This is a genomic window from Enterococcus sp. DIV1096b, assembly GCF_050498765.1.
GTDB classification, from domain to species: domain Bacteria; phylum Bacillota; class Bacilli; order Lactobacillales; family Enterococcaceae; genus Enterococcus_D; species Enterococcus_D entomosocium.
Genome location: NZ_JBMHEK010000001.1, coordinates 380,812 through 402,673, shown reverse-complemented (window position 1 = coordinate 402,673; position 21,862 = coordinate 380,812). Strand labels below are relative to the sequence as shown.

The 21,862-nt window shown below is 44.6% G+C and carries 20 protein-coding genes, 1 riboswitch and 1 other annotated feature; of the genes, 4 read left to right on the top strand and 16 right to left on the bottom strand.

Going from position 1 to position 21,862, the window contains the following annotated elements; translation table 11 throughout:
- Positions 1-63 precede the first annotated feature (63 nt).
- The 7 genes from IGJ17_RS01905 to IGJ17_RS01875 form a co-directional block, all read right to left on the bottom strand.
- Complete coding sequence (locus IGJ17_RS01905; RefSeq protein ID WP_061053672.1) at positions 64-1,944, bottom strand: ABC transporter ATP-binding protein; 1,881 nt, start codon at positions 1,942-1,944, stop codon at positions 64-66.
- Entirely contained in the window at positions 1,941-3,668 is a 1,728-nt protein-coding gene (locus tag IGJ17_RS01900) for an ABC transporter ATP-binding protein (RefSeq protein ID WP_008376197.1), read from the bottom strand. The genes IGJ17_RS01905 and IGJ17_RS01900 overlap by 4 nt, the downstream gene beginning before the upstream one ends.
- Complete coding sequence (locus tag IGJ17_RS01895) at positions 3,661-4,329, bottom strand: TetR/AcrR family transcriptional regulator (protein ID WP_005232294.1); 669 nt, start codon at positions 4,327-4,329, stop codon at positions 3,661-3,663. Before IGJ17_RS01895 ends, IGJ17_RS01900 begins: the two co-directional genes overlap by 8 nt.
- 266 nt (positions 4,330-4,595) lie before the next feature.
- A complete protein-coding gene (locus tag IGJ17_RS01890; protein ID WP_101698787.1) occupies positions 4,596-5,627 on the bottom strand; it encodes an LPXTG cell wall anchor domain-containing protein in 1,032 nt (343 codons plus the stop codon).
- 128 nt (positions 5,628-5,755) lie between these two features.
- Entirely contained in the window at positions 5,756-7,768 is a 2,013-nt protein-coding gene (locus IGJ17_RS01885; RefSeq protein ID WP_429961047.1) for a glucose PTS transporter subunit IIA, read from the bottom strand.
- Positions 7,768-8,676 carry an N-acetylmuramic acid 6-phosphate etherase gene (murQ, locus tag IGJ17_RS01880; RefSeq protein ID WP_008376205.1) on the bottom strand — a complete coding sequence of 303 codons (909 nt, stop codon included), beginning with the start codon at positions 8,674-8,676 and terminating at the stop codon, positions 7,768-7,770. The genes IGJ17_RS01885 and murQ overlap by 1 nt, the downstream gene beginning before the upstream one ends.
- A complete protein-coding gene (locus IGJ17_RS01875; protein WP_429946994.1) occupies positions 8,669-9,733 on the bottom strand; it encodes a DUF871 domain-containing protein in 1,065 nt (354 codons plus the stop codon). Before IGJ17_RS01875 ends, murQ begins: the two co-directional genes overlap by 8 nt.
- 246 nt (positions 9,734-9,979) lie before the next feature.
- Here IGJ17_RS01875 and def point away from each other — a divergent pair, with 246 nt between their 5' ends.
- The gene (def, locus tag IGJ17_RS01870; RefSeq protein ID WP_008376209.1) at positions 9,980-10,543 is read left to right on the top strand and encodes a peptide deformylase; all 564 of its coding nucleotides are present in this window, start codon (positions 9,980-9,982) and stop codon (positions 10,541-10,543) included.
- Between the two features lie 93 nt (positions 10,544-10,636).
- Here the strand turns inward: def and IGJ17_RS01865 are convergent, their stop codons facing one another.
- The 7 genes from IGJ17_RS01865 to IGJ17_RS01835 form a co-directional block, all read right to left on the bottom strand.
- The gene (locus tag IGJ17_RS01865; RefSeq protein WP_005232314.1) at positions 10,637-11,845 is read right to left on the bottom strand and encodes a M20 family metallopeptidase; all 1,209 of its coding nucleotides are present in this window, start codon (positions 11,843-11,845) and stop codon (positions 10,637-10,639) included.
- 61 nt (positions 11,846-11,906) lie between these two features.
- Complete coding sequence (locus IGJ17_RS01860; RefSeq protein WP_008376213.1) at positions 11,907-12,746, bottom strand: MetQ/NlpA family ABC transporter substrate-binding protein; 840 nt, start codon at positions 12,744-12,746, stop codon at positions 11,907-11,909.
- 52 nt (positions 12,747-12,798) lie between these two features.
- The gene (locus IGJ17_RS01855; RefSeq protein ID WP_005232318.1) at positions 12,799-13,479 is read right to left on the bottom strand and encodes a methionine ABC transporter permease; all 681 of its coding nucleotides are present in this window, start codon (positions 13,477-13,479) and stop codon (positions 12,799-12,801) included.
- Complete coding sequence (locus IGJ17_RS01850) at positions 13,480-14,556, bottom strand: methionine ABC transporter ATP-binding protein (protein WP_008376218.1); 1,077 nt, start codon at positions 14,554-14,556, stop codon at positions 13,480-13,482. It lies immediately after the preceding gene.
- 361 nt (positions 14,557-14,917) lie between these two features.
- Positions 14,918-15,156: a binding site (T-box leader), on the bottom strand.
- A 120-nt stretch (positions 15,157-15,276) separates the two neighbouring features.
- Complete coding sequence (locus IGJ17_RS01845) at positions 15,277-15,801, bottom strand: transcription repressor NadR (protein ID WP_016611442.1); 525 nt, start codon at positions 15,799-15,801, stop codon at positions 15,277-15,279.
- Positions 15,798-16,646, bottom strand: a complete 849-nt coding sequence (locus tag IGJ17_RS01840; RefSeq protein WP_008376222.1) for a chorismate mutase — start codon at positions 16,644-16,646, stop codon at positions 15,798-15,800. Before IGJ17_RS01840 ends, IGJ17_RS01845 begins: the two co-directional genes overlap by 4 nt.
- Before the next feature lie 13 nt (positions 16,647-16,659).
- Entirely contained in the window at positions 16,660-17,352 is a 693-nt protein-coding gene (locus tag IGJ17_RS01835) for an NAD-dependent protein deacylase (protein ID WP_429961046.1), read from the bottom strand.
- A gap of 157 nt (positions 17,353-17,509) precedes the next feature.
- Here IGJ17_RS01835 and IGJ17_RS01830 point away from each other — a divergent pair, with 157 nt between their 5' ends.
- A complete protein-coding gene (locus tag IGJ17_RS01830; protein WP_005232327.1) occupies positions 17,510-18,178 on the top strand; it encodes a response regulator transcription factor in 669 nt (222 codons plus the stop codon).
- A gap of 14 nt (positions 18,179-18,192) precedes the next feature.
- Positions 18,193-19,098 (top strand): sensor histidine kinase, encoded by a 906-nt coding sequence (locus IGJ17_RS01825; RefSeq protein ID WP_005232328.1) that lies wholly within the window; start codon positions 18,193-18,195, stop codon positions 19,096-19,098.
- A 73-nt stretch (positions 19,099-19,171) separates the two neighbouring features.
- Here IGJ17_RS01825 and IGJ17_RS01820 read toward each other — a convergent pair whose 3' ends face one another.
- Together IGJ17_RS01820 and IGJ17_RS01815 are read right to left on the bottom strand one after the other, a co-directional pair.
- Positions 19,172-19,933, bottom strand: a complete 762-nt coding sequence (locus tag IGJ17_RS01820) for an ABC transporter permease (RefSeq protein WP_429946993.1) — start codon at positions 19,931-19,933, stop codon at positions 19,172-19,174.
- A gap of 1 nt (position 19,934) precedes the next feature.
- Positions 19,935-20,852 (bottom strand): ABC transporter ATP-binding protein, encoded by a 918-nt coding sequence (locus tag IGJ17_RS01815; RefSeq protein ID WP_034878119.1) that lies wholly within the window; start codon positions 20,850-20,852, stop codon positions 19,935-19,937.
- Between the two features lie 315 nt (positions 20,853-21,167).
- Here IGJ17_RS01815 and IGJ17_RS01810 point away from each other — a divergent pair, with 315 nt between their 5' ends.
- Positions 21,168-21,470 carry a hypothetical protein gene (locus tag IGJ17_RS01810; protein ID WP_429961045.1) on the top strand — a complete coding sequence of 101 codons (303 nt, stop codon included), beginning with the start codon at positions 21,168-21,170 and terminating at the stop codon, positions 21,468-21,470.
- 147 nt (positions 21,471-21,617) lie between these two features.
- Positions 21,618-21,791: riboswitch (Lysine riboswitch) on the top strand.
- The last annotated feature ends 71 nt before the right edge of the window (positions 21,792-21,862 follow it).

Here is a 21,862-nt window from a genome sequence, read left to right as displayed (position 1 = left end):
TCAACCTTTGGCGGTCTGTTTATCATCATTTGGGGAAGAATTTCTTTCATTACAAACAGTGGATCACGCCACTTCTTCTGAAAATTGACTGTTATAAAGGTCTGCATAGAAACCGTTTTGCGCCATCAATTCCTCATGGTTTCCAGTCTCAACAATAGATCCGTGATTCATCACGATGATATTGTCAGCATCACGAATCGTAGAGAGACGGTGAGCAACCACAAAGCTGGTCCGATTTTCTAACAAACGCCCCATTGCTTTCTGGATCAAGATCTCAGTCCGCGTATCGACACTAGAAGTTGCTTCATCCAAAATCAAGACGTCCGGATCCGCTAAGAAGGCGCGGGCGATCGTGATCAGCTGACGTTGACCTTGGGAGATGTTGCTGGCTTCTTCATTCAAGACCGTATCATAGCCTTCTGGCAATTTGCGAACAAAATCATCCACATGGGCAGCCTTCGCCGCAGCAATCACTTGTTCTTTGGTCGCTTTTTCATTTCCATAATGAATGTTGTCATAGATGGAGCCGGTAAACAACCACGTATCTTGCAGCACCATCGAGATATTACTACGCAATTCATCACGAGTCAAGTCTCGGGTATCTCTGCCATCATAACGAATGCTACCGCCAGAAACATCATAAAAACGTTCCAAGAGATTGATCAGCGTGGTTTTCCCAGCGCCGGTTGGTCCTACGATAGCCACCATCTCACCAGCTTTGACATCCAGATTAAAATCGGTCATCAATAATTTGTCTGGGGCATAACCAAATTGAACATGATCGAAACGAACTTTGTATTCACTGTCTTCCACTGGTAAACCAGAAGGCTCATCATTCATTTCTTCTTCATCCAAGACTTCAAAGACCCGTTCGGCAGATGCAACGGTTGATTGGATGGTGTTTAGCAAACTAGCGATTTGAGTGATCGGTTGAGAGAATTGATTGGTGTATTGCAAGAATGCTTGCACATCCCCTAACGTCATGTTCCCATTCGCTACCTTGATTCCACCAAGGACAGCCACGAAGACATAGCCTAAGTTTTTAATGAAGTTCATCAAGGGCATAATGATCGCTGAAATAAATTGGGCTTTCCAACCAGCAGAATACAGACGGTCATTTTCTTCTTCAAAAACGACTTGATCGGCAGCCTCATGGTTGAAGGTTTTGACTACTGTATGACCGCCGTAAGTTTCTTCGACTTGGTCATTGAGCAATCCTAAACTTTTTTGTTGGGCCGCAAAGAATTTTTGCGATTTTGGTGCGACGATCATCACGACGATCAAGCTTAAAGGAACCGTTGCTAAAGCAATCAAAGTCAGTTGCCAACTGATCGTCAGCATCATCCACAAAACCCCGATAAAGGTCACGACACTCGTAATAAATTGGGTCAAGTTTTGTTGCAGGGTACTTGCGATATTATCCATATCATTGATTGCCCGTGACATGATATCCCCATTTGAGTGAGTATCATAGTAAGAGATCGGCAAGCGGTTCATTTTTTCATCTAAGTCTCGACGCAGCTCATAAACCGTTCGTTGAGAGACACGGGTCATAATAAACTGTTGTAGAAAGTTGAAGACGGCTGAAATCACATACATGCCGATCGCGATCAAAATGATTTGACCAACTTTCTCAAAATCGATAGGAAATTCTGTCACCTGTTGGCCGGCTTGCATCTGCTGCGTACCGATCATGACCCCTTTAAAAATTTCAGTGGTCGCTTCCCCTAAAATTTTCGGTGTTTGGATTTGGAAGATCACGGCTGCGATCGCTAAAACGAAGACGGCAATGATAGCGATGGAACGTTTCGACATGTACCCGAAAAGCCGTTTGACCGTCCCCCAAAAGTTTTTTGGTTTTGGTCCTTTGGCACCGATGTTACGGCCCGGGCCGCCACCCATTGGTCCGCCACGGTGTTGTGTTGTTGTTTTCTTTTCACTCATGCAAGATCCTCCTCTCTCAATTGTGAAGAAACGATTTCTTGATAGGTTTCATTGTCTGCCATTAATGATTCATGGGTCCCTTTCCCTACGAGTTGTCCTTCATCTAATACTAAGATCGTATCGGCATCCATGACTGTGCTGACCCGTTGGGCAACCACGACCATGATGCTGTCTTGCATGTCGCGTTTCAGCGCTGCTCGTAAGTTTGCATCGGTTTTGAAGTCCAATGCGGAGAAGGAATCATCAAAGACATAGACATCTGCTTGTTTCACTAACGCACGAGCAATCGCTAAACGTTGACGTTGTCCACCAGAGAAGTTGCCGCCGCCTTGTTCTACACGGCTATCTAAGCCATCTGCCAGTTCGGAGACAAAATCTTTGGCTTGGGCGATCTCTAATGCTTGCCAGATTTCTTCGTCTGTCGCATCAGGTTTTCCGTATTTCATATTTTCACGAATGGTACCGGAAAACAGTACCGCTTTTTGCGGAACAAAGCCCACGACTTCTCGTAGATTGTGCTGGGTGATTTCTGCAATATTGACCCCATTGATTTTGATTGCACCAGACTCCACATCGTACAAACGAGGCAAGAGATTGACTAGTGTCGTTTTCCCTGAGCCCGTCCCACCGATGATGGCAACAAAATCACCAGATTTTGCTTGGAAGTCGATATCTTCCAACGCCAATTTCTCAGCGCCTTGGTAGCGATACGCCACATGGTCAAAAGTCAAGGTTGCTTGATCCCCTTGTAAGCTCAATGTCGCTGGTGTTTTTGGATCGAGAATTTCATCTTCTTCATTTAAGACTTCGTTGATCCGGTCAGCTGATGCTTGGGCTCTTGGCACCATCACGAAGATCATGGACAGCATCATAAAGCTGATCAAAATTTGCATCGCATAAGTCATAAACGCAATCAGGTTCCCGACTTCTAAGGTCATTTCGGCAATATAATGACCACCAAACCATGTGATGGCAATGTTCGTTCCACTCATGATCAACGTCATCAAAGGCATCATCAAGGCCACGATGGTATTTACTTTGATCGCGGTGTGGGTGTAATCTTTGTTGGCTTGATCAAAGCGATTCGCTTCATAATCCGTCTTGTCAAATGCCCGAATAACGCGGACCCCCGTCAAGCCTTCACGAAAGACTAAGTTCAAACGGTCAGTTTTCTTTTGCATACTTTTGAATAAAGGAACGGCAAAATACATAATACCGCCAACTAATACTAGCATGATAGGAATAACGACTAAAAAGATTCGTGTTAATTGGGCATCTTTTTGATAGGCCAAGAAGCTCGCCCCAATCAGTGTGATCGGTGCATTGATCATCATACGTAAAAACATTTGCGTCACCATTTGAATTTGGTTGACGTCGTTAGTGGTTCGTGTGATCAATGATGCGGTCCCAAATTTATCGAAAGAACGAGAAGAAAAATTCTCAACTTTTTGGTAAATGTCCGAACGTAGTTTTTGTCCTAATTTTTGTGATTCTCTTGTTGCGAAATACGTATTTCCTAAAGCGGCGATGATACTGATCAATGAAAAGCCGATCATGTAAAAGCCGGTTTTCCAAATGTAATCAATGTCCCCTGTCGCCACCCCATTGTTGATAATATTGGAAGTCAATGTCGGTAGATACAAATCAGAAACGACTTGGATCACCATAAACACCACTGCCATGATTATGGAAATGACGGATACGCGTTTTATCAGCTTAATCATAGGTTTCCCCTCTTTCTTTTTTTGCGCCCTCTCTTAACCAGCGGACTTTACTGTTGAAATCAGCGATCGCTTCGGCAGGATCATAGTCTGGATCAAATGCTGATTGGCGATAGGCTTCGGCAATCGTCGAAAAGACGGTATGCATCAGCAGCTGGATCAGCATTTTCAACTCATGGTCGTCTTTGACTTTCAATAAATCTTTGTCGACCTCTGACAAAAAGATGGCTTGCTGCTTCTGCCGATCGGCTTTGTGTTCTTGATGCATCTTGTGCTGCATCTCTGGCACGACTTTATGGAAGGAACGATAATCCATACTCATAAATAAATTGCGGTAAAAGTTTGCGTTTTTGCCTTTGAAAACCTCGGCGATCATCCGTGAAAAGTACCATTCGAACCCCGCAAACAGATCCCCGTTTTCATGTTGGATCGATTTCAGCAGATCTCGCTGACTATTTTTTTTCAACGTATGGAAATAATAGTAATAAAGATCTTCTTTGTTTTCGAAGTATTGGTAAAAACTCCCGCGAGGAATCTCGGCATCTTTGATGATGTTGGCGATCGAGGCGTCTTTCAGCGGCAGTCTTGAGAATTCTTTTTTCGCCGCATTTAAGATGCGCTTTTGTTTTTCTGGCGGCAAGTGAAAAAATGTATCGGTCGGCATCACAAGCAACTCCTTTCTAATTTAAAATAAATCACAGCTCTCGATATGACACGTTGTCATATGACACTGTGTCATTATACACCCCTCACCAGAGAATGCAAGAATTTAAATTTGACTTTTTTATGAAGGAATCGATTCTGGTCTTTTTATAAAGGGCGTTATTTGAAAAGAAATAACCAATGAAATTTCTGAAAACAAAAAACCTTCGTTTCCCTGATGGAAAACGAAGGTTGCTATTTTTTCATTCTGCCGATTATAAATAACGATCATTTTTTCTTTCGGCGCCATAAAATCAAGAAAACGATCAGCAGCAGGATAACACCGGCGATCAGTAAGGTATAGCTTGGCGCTTCATTGGTTTTAGGTAATGTTTTTTCACCATCGGCAGTAGCGTTGGCCTCTTTCGAAGAAGTCGTTGTCGCTGTTTCTTGAGCAGTCGTCGATGTTGCCGTCGCTTCTTCAGTCGTACTCGTTTGCGTGCCTGTAGGCAGATACATGGAATCATTTGCCGCTTGAATGATATAAGAGATCCTTCCTGGGACAAAGGCACCTGGATCGACTTGCATCTCTTGTTCCATCTGATTCAAATTGGTCAAAATTGAAATCATCCATTCTTTGGAAACGGCTTGATTCAAATGTAAAAAGACTCCGTCTGCTGGATAGACGACCCGTAAATATTCCTGCAACTGATCCACGACAGGAATCAAGTCAGCAAAACTGGCGTAGCTATTCGCATCAAAAGCCAGTTGCGGCTCAATGGCTTCCCAGGATAACGTCTGATCGACAAACAAGGCGCCGATGATTTTTGCCAAGTAAGCAATATCAAAGCCCATCGCATCACTAGAATAACGTATCGCTAGGCGATTGCCATTGGTCAATTCTTCATCTGTCAACTGGTCCAACTGTTCTTGGGTAAATGCGGTCACACTGCCTTCAGTGATCCCTTGGGTTAAGGCGCTACGCAGCGAACTAGGTTCATCGGCTAACGTGTTGATCTCATTGACGTTTTGCGTCCCTGTCTCTGCTTGGATCGAGGCAATAACGGCTTCGGAATCGACTGGCTCTTGATTCTCGTCAGCTGTAGTTTCTGAAGTAGCGGATTGATCCGTTTCTTGGTTTTCATCTGTACTTTCTTGGGCAGAATTTTGAATCTGCTCACTGTCTGTTTGCCCTTCTGATGAAAGCGTCTCGCTAACGGCAACCGGATTGTCACTTCCACTCGTAGCCGTTTCATCTGCATGAACCATCATTGGTGAAAATGCCAGCGTCATTAGTCCGAACCAAATTATTTTTTTCATCGTCATTGCCTCCTCGTATGGGATTTCTCCCTTTGTAACGAAACTGTAACATAAAGGCCTCGTTTCCGCAATCAATTTAGTAACTTCTTAAAAAAAACCTCCATCTTTATCAGATAGAGGTTTTATCATTATTTTATCGTTGCCACGTGCATCACTGCTTGACCTGCGTTTGTTTCCGCGATCGGTAACAGTTCAACGTTGGCTGCTTGGTCCATATTGGTGATAATAACGAGCATCTCAGAGGCTTTGCCTTTGGCTGTCAGCTGCGCCAAATCGACTTGGGCAACTTGGGTGGCTGGTGTCACCGCTTGGCCTTCCTCCACCAGGATCTCAAAAGGTGCTCCTTGCAATTCGACGGTGTCGACACCCATGTGCAGCAGAATCTCTAGCCCGCTAGCAGTCTTGATCCCCAATGCATGTTTCGTTGGGAAAATCGTCGTGACGGTTCCTGCTGCTGGTGCAAAGATCGCCCCATTGTCTGGCAAGACGAAATACCCGTCGCCCATCATTTTTTGCGAAAATACCGGATCACTTGACGCGCTGATCGATTTTGTCGTACCTGTTGCTACTGCGTATAAGGGTGTATCGATCGTTGTTGCTGATGAATTTGCTGCCGTTTCCTTTGCAGCCGTTTCACTCGTTTCTTTTGGTTGCGGTTGCACAGTGACGGTTGCAGCTGGTTTTGCCTCCTCTGCCTCAATCCCTTTGACTGCTTCTAAGCGATCTTTAGGAATCCCAAAGAAGTAGGTGACAACGAAGCCGCCAGCATAGCCTGCTAACAAGCCGAAAATATAGCCCATCCAACGGCCGTTGGCAATCAATGGAATCAAAGCTAGCCCTGATGGTCCAATCGCCGTTGCGCCGATATTTGTCAAAGCGCCAATGACCGCACCACCGATCCCACCACCAATACAAGCAGTGATAAATGGTCGACCTAATGGCAATGTCACTCCGTAGATCAATGGTTCGCCGATACCTAAGATCCCAACTGGCAATGCACCTTTGATCATTTCAGAAAGCTCTTTGTCTTTACGTAGTCGTACCCATAAGGCGAAAGCTGCTCCGACTTGACCGGCACCAGCCATGGCTAAAATCGGTAATAATTGCGTGCTGCCTGTTGCTTCGATCATTTGGATGTGGATCGGGGTCAAAATTTGATGCAAACCAAACATGACCATTGGTAGGAAGGCCGCCCCTAAGACAAACCCAGAAAACGCACCGCCCACATTCAAGACCCAAGTGATTGAACCGACTAAGCTGTCAGAGATCAGACCTGCCAATGGCATGATCAAGAAAATCTCCGTCAAACCGATGATCAACAAACACAACGTCGGGGTCACGATAATATCGATCGCTTCAGGAATCACTCGATGCAGCACTGCCTCTAATTTCGCCAAAAGCCATACAGCGAAGATCACACCGATGATCCCTCCTTGGTTGGCAGCTAAAGCTTCGCCGGTGAACAAGTTTTGGATCGGGGCTTCTGGGTTCATACCGGTCAGCAAGATGATCGAACCGATCACTCCACCAAGGGTTGGATTGGCTTTAAAGACCTGCGCAGCATTGACCCCAGTAAAGATTGCTAAATAGGTGAACATCCCATTTCTTAGGACGTTTAAAATCATGACATAATAATTCCAAGTGTCTCCATCTAAATTTCCAGCAGTGATCATGTTGGTCAGAACGGAGGCGATCCCTGCAACGAGTCCTGCACCAACGAAGGCTGGAATCATTGGAACAAAGATATTTGAAATGTCTTTCAGCAGCGACTTCAATGGTGATGATTTTTGTTTGGCTTTTTGGGCTGCTTTCATCTCTGCCGTTTTTTCTGATAACGCCTCTTTGCCTGATTTTTGCTGCGGGATCCCTTGCCCTAAATCAACACCGGCTTTTGCCACCATTGCGTTGGCTACTTTGTTGACTTTCCCTGGTCCGATAATGACTTGCAGCTGCTCGTCATTGACGACACCCATCACGCCGGGAATCTCTTTTAACCCTTGTTGATCGACCTTGTCGTGGTCGCGGACGGTCATTCGTACGCGAGTCATACAGTGATTGACTGTTTCTACGTTGTCCATTCCGCCGGCTTCTTGAAAAATCTTCTCCGCTAACTCTTCTACCGTCAGTGTTTCTTTTGCCATTACTTTTCTCCTCCTAACGCCGTTTTGACAAACCCTTGTGCCGTGGCAAGTTTTGCTTGTGCTTCGTCTTTCGTGCTATCCGTCAACAGCATCACGATCGCCAATTTGACATTCTGATCTGCTTCTTCAAATGCTGCAGCGGCTGTTTCATAATCAGCTTCAGTTGCCTGCATGATGATCCGTTTTGAGCGTTCCACCAATTTTTCGTTAGTCGCTTTCACGTCGACCATCAAATTATTGTAGACTTTACCGATCCCTACCATAGATAACGTCGAGATCATATTCAAAATCAATTTTTGGGCAGTTCCTGATTTCAAACGAGTCGAACCCGTCAGAAACTCTGGGCCACAATCGACTTCAATTGGAAAGCTGGCATGTTGAGAGATCTCCGCATCTTTGTTACAAGCGATCGTAGCCGTTGTGGCACCAAGCTCATTGGCGTAATCAAGAGCCCCAATCACGTAAGGCGTTCTACCACTGGCAGCGATCCCGATCACCATGTCATTTGGGTTCAACTTCAGATCGACAAGGTCTTGTTTCCCTAGCGTTAAGGAGTCTTCTGCTCCTTCGACAGCGACCGTCATCGCTTCTTCACCACCGGCGATCAGACCAACCACCATCTCAGGTGATACCCCAAAGGTTGGGACACATTCGGCCGCATCCAAGACGCCTAATCGACCACTTGTCCCAGCGCCAAGATAAATCAAGCGTCCGCCTTTTTTAAAAGCAGCGATAGTTTGTTCAATCACTTTTTCAATACTAGGAATTTCTTTTTCCACTGCATAGGCAACTTTTTGATCTTCTTGGTTCATTTTTTGGCACGCTTCTAAAATCGTCATTTCATCTAAATTGCTCGTTTCGCTATTGCGTCGTTCAGTCGTTAATTTGTCTAAATTGATTTTATTCATTGGAATCATCTCTTTCTAATTTAAATCGCATCCCTGCTTTGATTTGTTGGATCAAAGGCAGATCGGCTGGTATCACCTGAGCGGCGAGGTTGACTTTGGGGTCTGCAGGCAATGGTCGTTTGCACACTTGAATCTCTCCCATATAACGCAAGTACTCTTGGTTATCGATCGTCACAGCACCCATTGGCCGCTCTTGACTAAGTTCAGGTTTGACTTCTGGAATGGCATTGAAACGGGCATCGGCGCTACGCAAGACATCTCGAGCTTCATCGTAACGATTCTGGTGATCCCCTAGTACGTGTTCAAAGTAAGTAGAACCAAGATCTTTGACCCGCAAAACGATCCGCGCTTCTTGCAGATACGTCGCAAACTGCTGCGTACTTTTTGCAGAAACCATGCCATCGCCAATGTAAACAGCATCAACTGAGCCAGTAGCCAACAAGTCGATTGCTGCGGCAAAAGGCGACCAGTTGCGGTGTCTTTCCAGTGTGGGTAATCCTTGAAATAACGGTCCGCGTTTCTTGGCATCTCCTGGAACAAAGGCTTGGACGAAAAAGCCTTGTGCTTTCAACCAGCGGTTCTTCTCCTGAAACCAGTCAGCATCTAGTCCTGTTTCTGGCCGGGGGTAATAATTGTGCCAAGCTTCCAAACGAGTAAAATCGGCTCCATACGCCTGCAGCTCTCGAATGTCTTTTTCCGTTAATGTACTGGCATTCAAACTGATGGTCATTTCTTTTGAAAAAGCAGCGATTTGTTGATTGTCGATGGCATAGTCCATTCGTAAACCAGTGACACCGATCTCCCTTAGTTCCCCCAGATTGTCGATGGAAAAGCCCGCTTCTGCTAAGGCGTTTCCAGAAATATCTACCATTAAAGACAGCTGATGGTCTTTTGCGAAACCTCCCAAGTCCGTCAGACGCTGCCGATAGGTACTGCGATCGTCTTCTGGTATGTGCATGGAGGTGAAAATCCCTTTAAAGCCTGATGCCATCGCAGTCATCTGCTCAAGTTCTGCTGCCGTCAAGTCTTCGTTCATAAATACAGAAAAGCCGAACATCTCTTTGCCTCCTTGGCGAGTCACTTTCGTGATACCGTTTTCTATAAAAGCATTATAACTGATTCTCTTCCTGTTCGCAACTATATTTCATAATTAAATCTTATATATAGAAATATCGTTTCATTTAATAAGAAAGCTTTACCCTTTAAACTTTCTTATGCCCTTCTTTCTGCACTTGTGGTACACTTTATTAGGAACGAAACTTGCTTTCGTCATTTTTACATAGTAGGAGGAATCACATCATCAATGATTACAATGGATGATATTATTCGCGAAGGCAATCCAACCTTGCGTGAAGTAGCAAAAGAAGTACCTTTTCCTTTGAGCGAAGAAGATATCGCACTAGGAAAAGAAATGATGACCTTTTTAGAAAACAGCCAAGACCCAGTCAAGGCAGAAGAACTCGAATTAAGAGGTGGTGTTGGTCTAGCAGCTCCTCAATTAGATATTTCAAAACGAATCACAGCGGTCCTCGTCCCTAGCAGCGACCCAGAAAAAGCAGAACCTGATTTTAAAGATGTTCTTTACAATCCTAAAATTCTAAGTCATTCCGTGCAAGAAGCTTGTTTGGGTGAAGGCGAGGGCTGCCTGTCCGTGGACCGTGAAGTCCCTGGCTACGTGGTACGCCATGCCCGGATCACGATCAGCTATTACGACATCAACGGCAAAAAGAAAAAAGTTCGTTTAAAGAACTATCCTGCGATCGTCGTTCAGCATGAGATCGATCATTTGAACGGGGTCATGTTCTACGATCATATCAATCAACAAAATCCTTTTTCATTGAAAGAAGGCATTTTAGTCATCGACTAACTAAAAAGTCTCTACCGACATTTTGCGGCAGAGACTTTTTTTTCTTCTATATTATTGAGTATCCTCTGGATATCTTCCTTCAAGGTTTTGGCGTTAATTGCCTTTTGCTAGGCTTTCTTGATGATCGGCTTTGATTTTTTCTAATAACGCCGGTTGTTCAAAAAGATCTAACGCGGTCAGCGCTAAAAGTTCAGCCGCGATAGCGATCGACTGCAAGCCTTTTTCACTCTTGGCAGCGGCTTTGAATTCTTCCGAATGACCCGCAATGTAGTCATCTGAAATCGAAACGGTGGGTTGGATCGTCGGGATCACTTGACTGACATTGCCGACATCAGAAGAACCAAGACTTGTTTTGGCTTCCGTATCGATCTCATCGGCAGGTACGCCCGCTTCTTGGGCATGGGCAAAGAAGATCTCATCAAAACTTGGTGTCACGATCACATCGTCGACGGAGTTTTGGAACAAACCGAATTCATAGGTCGCTCCCGTGGCTAAAGCGGCTCCTTTGACGATGTTTTCGACTTTCTCGTAGACATCGTTCAAGGTCGCTCGATTGGCTGCTCGTAAATAAAAACGACCGGCTGCATATTCTGGCACGACATTGGCTGCCACGCCACCATCGGTGATCACACCATGAATATTGACGTCTTTTGGTAAGTGCAGACGCAATCCATTGATCCCGTTAAAGACTTGTAGCAATGCTTCTAACGCGTTGATGCCTTTTTCTGGTGCAGCTGCCGCATGGGAAGCTCGACCATAGAACTTGATATCCACTGGATCATTGGCTAATGACGCTGTCGTTTTGCCATAGCGATGGGCTGGATGGACACAAAGAGCGGCATCGACATCATTGAAGAACCCTTCACGGACAAAACTGCCTTTAGCGGAACCATTTTCCCCACCTTCTTCTCCTGGCGTCCCATAGACTCGAATCTCCCCGCCTAGCTCATCGATGAAAGGTTGCAGGGCACTGGCTGCTAAGACGGAATAAGTCCCGAAGAGATTGTGCCCACAAGCATGACCGATCCCTGGTAACGCATCGTACTCAGCTAAAAAGGCAATCGTTGGGCCCGGTTTTCCACTGACATAGCGGGCATCAAAGCCGGTACGATGTCCTGCGACATCCTTTTTAACAGCAAAGCCTTCTTTTTCTAATTGGGCGATCAGGGCATCGGCTGAGTAAAACTCATAGTTGCTGACTTCTGGGTGATTATGGATATCTAATGCCAAGGCTTGATAAGCGGCTAAACGCTCTTGGATAAATGGTTTAATCGTTGCTTTTGTAATAGTTGCTGTTGTCATAATCAAATCTCTCCTTTTCTTACATGGTTTTTTTCAGTGTTTTTATCAAATTACATAGCACTTATTTTGCTCCAAAGGTTTCCCAAGCAGGAACACTTGATCCTTTTGACGTTTCCTCGATGACTTTTTTCGTATCCTCTGTTTGGTAAGCAGCAACCACTTTTTGGTAAACTTCATTGTCTTCATCTTCTTTACGGGCGGCAATGATGTTGACGTAAGGACGGGCCGTTTCATCAACAGGCTCTAAAAAGATTGCATCTTCGGTAGGCACAAATCCTGCATCTACCGCCATGCCGCTATTGATAACAGAAACATCGACATCGGAAAGTGCCCGGGCTGTTTGCGCTGCATCAAGTTCCGAAATTTCTAAATTCAAACGGTTTTCAGTAATATCCGCGACCGTTGGTGTTTGTCCGGCTGCTTCATCCACTTTGATCAATCCAGCTGATTGTAACAAGAGCAATGCCCGACCACCATTGGTCACATCATTCGGGATCGCAACTTTAGCTCCTTCAGCCAAGTCGTTGACATCCGTCACTTTGTCGGAATAAATGCCTAATGGCGCGTTGACTGTATTGCCGATCGATACGAGATCGGTACCAAATTCTTTATTATAATTGTCCAAGAAAAATTGGTGTTGGAATGAATTGAGGTCAATGGAACCATCAGCTAATGCTGCGTTGGGTTGATTGTAATCAGAGAATTGGACATATTCTAAATTGATGCCTTCGTCTTTTAAACGATCTTTGACATCATCCCAGACATCGGTGTCCGCGCCAATCACTCCTAATTTCACAGTGACTTCTTCTTGATCAGTGGCTGCGGCACTGCCATTGTTTCCGCATCCGGTAATAAATAATAATGCTGCCCCTAAAACGATTGATTGTACGATTTTTTTCATTTTTTCTTCCTCCATAGACTTGCTTGTTTTTTTATTTGTACGTAAGTGGTGGTCAGTGTGATACTCGTTTAATGAGTAGGTTGCTGACAAATTGACTGATAAAAACGAATACTAAGATGATCAAGGTCGCCATGATCGTGACATCGGTCTGGAATCGGTTGTACCCGCGGGTGATGGCTAAGTTACCTAAACCGCCAGCGCCAACTGCTCCTGCCATGGCGGTCAATCCGATCACATTGATCACGGTCAATGCAGAGACCCGAATGATTCCCGCCACGCCTTCTGGCAAATAGACCCGAAAAATGATGCCGAAAGGACTGGTGCCCATCGCTTCGGCTGCTTCCACGACACCGGGGTCAACTTCTAGCAAGGCAATCTCGATCTGCCGAGCAAAGAAAGGAATGATCCCAGCAATCAGAGGAACCAATGCTGCTGTTTCGCCGATCGTCGTTCCCACAAGAAATCGGGTAAAGGTTCCTAGCAACGTCAATAAGATAATAAAAGGGATCGAGCGGACCACATTGATGACCTTATCGAGAAATTCAAAGAGTGGTCGATTTTCTAAAATTCCACTCGGTCGAGTCACTACCAGGACGATCCCTAACAAGATGCCTAAGATGCCCGCGATCAAGGAGGTCCAAAAAACCATATACAAGGTTTGGATCGTTGCTGCGACAAATTCATCTTGGATCGCAACAACATTGGGAAAATATCTTTCTAATAAGGCAGCCATCTAAAATCCTCCTTTAATCACATTGTTTAATGGTTCTGCATGATTTTCTTTTAAAATATTGGTGTACACTCCTTGAGACTTCAAATATTCTAAGGCATGTTTGCGCTGTTGGTACTCTCCGGATAAGCTAACGACCAAGCTGCCGATCGGCACTTCTTGCAAGATCTCCACGTTACCGTAAAGAATATTGGTGGTCACTTTGTAGCGACTGTACAATTGGGCGATCAGTGGCTCATTGGTTTGATCCCCCACGTAGGACAGCTCCACCAGCCATTCATTCGGTGCCAAGGAAGAAAACTTCGAACTGCCGAGGATCGTTTCTAAGGCTTGGTCGATGTGCGTCGCCGTTCGGATGAAATCTTTGGTCAATGGTTTTTCTGGTTGGCTAAAAATCTGAACGCTCGAACCTTGCTCAATAACTTCACCGTCTTCCATCACTGCCACTTTGTTGCAGATTTCTTTGACAACTTGCATTTCATGGGTAATGATCACGATGGTCAAACCGAGAGTCCGATTTAATTTTTTCAACAAAGCCAATATCTGTAAGGTCGTTTTCGGATCAAGGGCGCTAGTTGCCTCATCGCACAGCAAGATCTCTGGATCATTTGCCAAAGCTCTGGCAATGGCGACCCGCTGCTTTTGCCCTCCAGATAGTTGGCTAGGAAACGCTTGGGCTTTTTCTTCCAATCCAACAAGCGCCAGCAGCTCGGTTACTTTTTGATGACGTTCCTGTTTGGACCGTCCCCCATATTTCAAGGAAAAATCCACGTTATCAAAAACATTGCGGCTGTCCATCAAGTTGAAGTGCTGAAAGATCATTCCGATCGTTTTCCGTTTTTCTCGCAGGTCTTTCGCAGAAAGTGTGGTCAGCTCCGTGCCGTTGACGACGACGCTGCCGCTGCTTGGGCGCTGCAATAAGTTGATCACACGGACGAGTGTACTTTTCCCGGCGCCTGAGTAACCCACGATGCCGTACACGTCCCCTTTGTCGATCTCGATCGATACGTTTTTGACCGCTTGGATCGCGGGTTTCTTTGATTGATTGAATGTTACTGATATATCTTTTAATGAAATCATCGTTTTCCCCCTAGTTCTTGTCTTTTTCAATAAAAAAAAGGCATCCTCAAACAAGTCACCTGTGACTTGTTTGAGGACGCCTTTTTGCGTGTTACCACCTCAGTTTAAGCTGTACTCGCATACAGCTCCTTTTCGAGTACGATCATACTCTAGCCAGATAACGGTCGCTACCGTCGTCGCCTTGCAAACTACTGCTCGGAACGAATCACTCCTTGGCCATTTTCTAAAAGTCGTTTGATGCTTCTTTTCAGCTACCGAAGCTCTCTGTTGAAAAAACGTGCTTTTGTACTTACCAATTCTTCGTGTGTGGTGCTATTTGATTTTTGTGTATAAAAAAAGTCCTTTTACCAGCGTTTGCTAGTAAAAGGACGAATACTCGTGTTACCACCTTTTGTTTAGAAGGTTTCCCTTCCCTCAACCCAACGTCTAGCCGTGCTAGAGATTGGTGCACTTTGTAACGGTAGTGCGCATCCGTGATTGCCTACTTATCGACAATCAATCCTCCAAGGCCATTTTTCATCGCTTCTGACTTGACTCTTTCCACCAACCAGAGTCTCTCTTTAAAGTATCCGCGGTTACTTTCCTTCTCAACAGATTCATTATTCTTGTTGAGTTGTACTTTACTGGAAAATGAACGTCTTGTCAACAAAAAATCACAATTTTTTCATCTAAGTGTTCCCCAAGACTGCCGATAGCGTCCTTGCCAGAATGGTTTACGCCTCAATTTTGATAGAGCATGCCTTTTTCTGCTAACTGTTGTTTGGCTTTTTCCAGAGCCGCAGGATCGGTGTAACGCAACGTATGCAAGTGTACCCCATTGGTTAAATCTGAGAGCAAGCGGGCTTCTGCATGTTTGGTTTTGTTGATGAAATCAGTCACGTCTTGGTCTGTTTGAATCTGCAAATTGCCAGTGATCTCTCCATAGATTTCATGTTCAACGATGACATCGACCACTTCCACGCCACAAGCGACAAAAATCCGCAATTCTTCTTCGGTTTGTTCAGGCCGATGCTGCACCGCTAGCTTGCTGACATGCCCCGCCTCATTCAACAGTGCTTGCAGTCGATAGCCGCGAGCAGTGGCCGCGATCGCTTCACCGGCTGCTCGCAGCAAGGCAATGTCCCCAACGATGATTTGGCGACTGACTCCTAGTGATTCTGCCAGTTTGCTGGCACTGATCGCTTTGTCCGCTTGCTTCAATGCCGCTAAAATCGTTTCTCGACGTGTTGCTCCATCCATACTCATTCCTCCAATTGATTCTCTTGATAGGTTTTTGAGTGTTTCATAATTGATTGAAACATGGCTAAAATCGTTTCCTCATAGGCTTGATTTGAAATCGCCTGCCGAATATTTTCCAGCACTTTCTCTTCACGATTTTCATCTAAAACCGGCAACTGACTACTTTTCTTCAATTGCACGATTTCATTAACTGTACTCATGCGTTTTTCTAAAAGATGCGTGAGCTGCCAATCAATGTCATCGATTGCCGCTCGCTGAACAGCCAAAGGATCTTGCTGGTTGTTTTCTTCTTCCAAGTCGATCGTCTTGATGACCCGTGCCGGATTTCCCGCCAGCACAACATTGTCTGGGAATGATTTTGTGACCACACTGCCAGCCCCCACCACGACATTGTTACCTAAGCGCACCCCCGGCAAAATCGTGGCCGCGCCACCGATCCACGCGTTATCGCCAATCACGATCGGTGCCCCTAATTCTAAGCCGCTATTTCGTTTGACCGGATGCAATGGATGAGTCGCCGTAAACAACCGAACATTGGGTGCCAGCATACAGTTGTCACCAAAGGTAATTGGACAAACATCTAATAGCACACAGTCGTAGTTAGCATAGAAGTTTTTGCCGACAGAAATATTGTAGCCATAATCAAAGCGGACATTCGGTTCGATATAGATTCGACCAGTCACAGAGCCGAAAGTTTCTTTTAGTAACTGCTCTTTGATTTTTGTATCAGTTTCTTGGTTGATCAGGTTCATTTGTTCACGGGCATATTTCCGGTCTGCCACCAATTCTGGATCTGGGGAAAAGTACAATTCGCCAGCAATCATTTTCTCTTTTTCGGTACGTTGTGTCATATCATAAACTCCTTCATTCAATTTTCTGGAAAAACGTTTCGGCTGCTGCGGTCAACATGCCATATTCATTCGGGATCGCCAATGGTTCCTTATTGATGACCAACACCTGCTGGCTGTAATCGACTAGCCCTGCAAAAGGATAGACTTTCAGCGAAGTCCCCACGACCACCGTCAGGTCGGCTTGAGCAACGGCTTGAATGGCTCCCTCAATGGTTTCATCCGTAAATCCTTCCCCATAAAGCACGATCGCCGGCCGAATCTGACCGTCACATCCTGCATGGTGCCAATCCTGCAAATACGCTTGCCAAGGTACCGGATTACCGCATTTTCGGCAATAACAGTTGTACAAGGAGCCGTGAAAATCGATTCTTTGGTGACTCCCCGCTTTTTCATGCAGTCCATCGATGTTTTGTGAAACGACCCAAACTGTTTTTTTCGTTTGCAGCGCAGCCATTTTTTGATGAATGATGTTCGGCTGGGCCTGAGGATGGTAGAGGTGCTTGACGAACTGATAAAATGTTTCCGGTTCGTTTTCTAAACAGTCATGGCTTAACAAATACTCTGGCTGGGCCAGTCCTTGATAGACCCCTTTTAAGGAACGGTAATCAGGAATGCCCGATGGGGTTGAAACACCGGCACCCGTCAAAAAGGTCACGGATGATGCGGCGGTGACCGTTGCGATTGCTTGCTCAATAGATACCTTCATCGTTCTAACTTCCTTTATGGCTTTTCTCTTATTCTAACCGAAAAAGAACCGTTTTTGCGAAAAATCAGCCATTTTCTTTTTTAAAAGCAACTAATGCTTTTTCTTGCGGAATTGCTTATAATAAATGCAATAAATACAAGAAGAATGGGAAAACCAAATGAAAATTTTGATTATCGAAGACAACAATGAGATCAGCGAAATGTTGGCTACTATTTTAGCAGCTGACTATACCGTCCAGCAAGCCTATTCAGGCACGGAAGGTCTGCTGCTTTTTCAGCAAGATGCTTTCGACTTGATTTTGCTAGATCGAATGCTCCCCGGTAAAGATGGGACACAAGTCTTGCAAGAGATTCGCCAAACCTCCACGGTCCCCGTCATTATCTTGACTGCCTTAGATGAACCAGCCGATGTTTCCACCCTTTTGCTGGCGGGGGCCAATGATTACTTGACCAAACCCTTCAATGTCGAAGAATTAAAGGCACGTATCATTGTTCAATTGCGAACAAATAAACAACCCCCTCCAGTTGCCAGCAGCCACTCGTATAAAAACATTCAACTGTTGCCTGACTCGTTTCAGCTGCAACGAGGAGAGGCAACGGTTCAGTTAAAGAAAAAGGAGTTTGAGATTTTTTCCCTGCTCTTAGCGAACCCCAAAAAAGTTTATACCAAAGAAATGCTCTATGAAGCTGTTTGGCAAGAACCTTACTACGGTGAAGAAAACACGATCAATGTCCATATCAGCCATTTACGCAGCAAAATCAAAACACTCGATCCAGATGAAGCGTATATCGATACTGTCTGGGGCATCGGCGTCAAGCTAGCTTAAAAAGGAGGAACCTCATGCATATACTTCAGTTTTTCGCCGCTCTGATCGTTGTGTTATTGTTTGGCTATTGGTTTTTCTTACTATATGATCTAAAAAAGTACCACCAGCAATTAACAAGAATCAGCGAAATCGAAACAAATCAAGAGATCCATTTACAGACCCGCGTCCCCGCTTTAAAAGCGATCGCCTTGTTAAACAATCAGATACTTAGAAAAAATAAGCAGCAACACTATCAAATGCTGCAAGAAAACCAGCAGTTGGAACAAGCCATTCAAAATATCTCTCACGACTTACGCACACCTTTGACGGTCGCCAGCGGCTACACACAACTGCTGCAAGCCGATGCGACCCTCACCCCGCAACAACTACAGCTGCTGGATAAAGTCAGCAGCAACCTAGAAAAAGTCGAAAATCATCTGGAACAGTTGTTGACCTATCAGCGTCTCAAAGACAATCAGCTCGCTTTGACTTTGGAAGAATTCAATCTTTCTCGTTTATTGGAAGAAGAACTGCTCCAGCTTTATCCTTCTTTTGAGGAAAACCATTTATCACTGACGGTTGCGATCCAACCCAACATCATGATCATTTCAGATAAAAAAAGCTGGCAACGAATTTTCCAAAATGTCCTTGGTAACCTGCTGGAACATGGCAGTGAAACGGGGACGATCCGCTTGAATCAGCAAGGAGATCGCATCGTTTTCCAACAGGAAAATCAGCTGAGATCACCGATCCAGCACCCAGAAAAATTGACCCACCGCTTTTATACCGAAGACCTTTCACGGCATAAACAGCAAGCCGGACTTGGTCTGTATATCATCGCGGCATTGACTAATGCATTAGACGGCAAGATCCAATTGGATACAACCGAAGAGACGTTTCGTTTGACCCTTTTTTGGCAGCAGTCCGTTGAATCCCACTAACTCATGGCTATACACAAAAAACACCCAATCGCTCGACCTTCACTAGTCGATACGGTTGGGCGTTTTTCTGCTCTTACAATTCTTGTCTCTTAAACACCAGATGCGCAGCCAAGAGGCAAAGCAATAAACTGATCAGGCTCCCAAGAAAAATGGGTTGGACTGTTTCCCATGTTTGGAAAGTAGTCATGGTCACCATCTCTAAACCGCCTTGAAAGTCCAAGTATTCTAAAAACTTCCAGTTGGGTAAAGAGATTCGGGCAATCGCAAAGGCCATCGGAATAAAAATCGTCGCCAACACGCTGACCGCTGTATTTTTGGTCAAATACAAAACTAGCACTGCAAAAGAGGAAGTCGCTAATAAAATCAGTACAAAACTAACGAAATAATACAACAACTTTTCTATCTGTGAAAGGTCATTATAACCAATCCCCCCAATAACCGTTCCCGCTACAAAGCTCACCAAACAAATCGCGACGATCTGTAAGACCAGCACCAATGTATAAACCAAGAATTTCCCAAAAAGATAAGCGGGTTTGGAGACACCAACGGTAATGATATTCTTCATGGTCCCTTTCGTGTACTCACTGCCTAAGACCTGCATCACCAATGGCAAGGAGTAATACAGCAACATGGAAGACAAACTGGTCTGGATCGCCAGAAAGCCAGTCATTTCCGTAAGGCTGCCTGCTGTTTGCGTACTATCCCCAAGAGTGACCCCTACACTACCATTGGAAACAACGGATAAAATCACCAACAATAAAATAATTCCTTCTGTGATCCAAAAACTTTTACTTCTTGATAAACGATACAAATCGGCTCGAATAAAATTCAACATCTTAATTTCCCCCTTCACTTGTTACTAACTCTTTGAAATACGACTCTAGATTTTCCCCTTCAAAAGAAATCCGGTCGATAGCGATCCCTTCATAAACCAGCTGACGGACCAAGTCACGAATCAACACATTCTCTTGATAAATATGAATTTTGTGGTCACTGACGACTTTATATTCGGAAATCAGCTGACTCTCTAGCAAGCGGCTAGCTGTGGCTACATCATCCACTTCTAATTGAATAAACCGTTTCGCCATCAGATCGAATTCGTGTTTGGTCATCTCTTTGATCAGACGCCCCTCACTAATGACCCCAAAACGTGTAGCCACTAGGTACAGCTCTTCTAAAATATGGCTGGAGATCAAAATCGTCATGCCACGTTCTTGATTCAATCGTAAAAGCAGCTCCCGAAATTCAACGATCGCTACAGGATCCAAGCCATTGATCGGCTCATCTAAAATTAGAAAATCCGGCTGATTCAATAAAGCAATCGCTAAGCCCAGTTTTTGTTTCATCCCTAAAGAAAAATCACGGTATTTCTTGTGGCCAACATTGGTCAATCCGACAAACGCCAATGCTTTACTGACCGCCTCAGGTTCCACCACCCCGCTGATTTTGCAATAATAGTTCAAATTTTGTTCAGCGGTCAATTGGTCGTAAGCGACTGGGGTCTCAATCACATTACCGACCCGTTTCAGCATCTGAGTGTACGCTTTGCCGCCTTCAACATCAAACAACTGCAGACTGCCACTAGTTGGTTGGATCAACTGAACGATCGCTTTTAATAGGGTCGTCTTCCCAGCACCATTTCTCCCCACCAATCCATAAATATCTCCCTTAGCGATCGTTAGATCGACATCATGTAGCGCCTGCTGTTTGCCGTAACGTTTGTTTAATCCTTTGATTTTAAGAACATTTTCCATTTTTACTTCCTCCTTGCTTGCTTCTGTGCTCATTCTAGCAAGCAGATCTAAATCAGCTATTAACTAATTATTAATTGATTCTTAACTCGTAGTTTTCTGCAAAAAACAGTTTATTTCTATTATACACAGCTGAAAATGAACCGATCTAGAAAAATCGTCTCTTTTCAGTAAACCCTCCAATAGCAAATGTAGCAGATGATCTTTTCATTACTGCTTTTGCTCTTTGTTTTTTGCCTCACAAAGAAAGAGATTCCTTCATGACAAGGAACAAAAAACGTGGTAAACTAGTCACGAATCAAAGTGAGGTGAAATACATTGGTAGCAGCTATTATTTATTGGGCAATGATCATTATCAGTTTCGGTTGGTTGGCAGTCGGCTTATATTTCTCTATCTTCTATTTAGCACGTAAAGAAAATGGCAATTTATGGGCATTCGGCTTTTTAAATGTCATCACAGCAATCATTCAAGCCAGCGTCCTTGTGGTTTACCGTACCTTCGGACAAGATTGGGGCGTTACACAATACTCAAGCCTCATCTATCTAGCACTTGGCTTATTGCTTGCTTTGACAGTCATCCAAGCTGTTTTAGGCCGTGAACCAAAAGCGAAAGTCGCTTAAGGGTTCCAATAGACACTCGTAAAAACGATCCGCTTTCTCTTTGATAAAAATAGGGAAATGGTCGTTTTTTTGTTAAAAAGAATTGACATTTGGGTGCTTTTCTTCTAAACTCTGAGAAGAATCAAATTAAATACGAGTACCCTTTAACATTTAGGTAGAGGTCGCGAGGTTCATTAATCCTGCTGAGTGAAGCAACACGTTTACAGCAGAGCTAGGGAACATCGCCGAAACAAGGTCGGTTTTGCTTGCATCGATTTTGTTGGGCCGCAAATGAACAATTTGCGGACTGTCTTAGCTTGTCTAAGTTGCGCTATGTTTTGTGAAAGGTTTGTCGACGATGACCTGTCAACAGCCGTTTTCCAATCATGGAGTACGGCTGTTTTTTTGCTTTT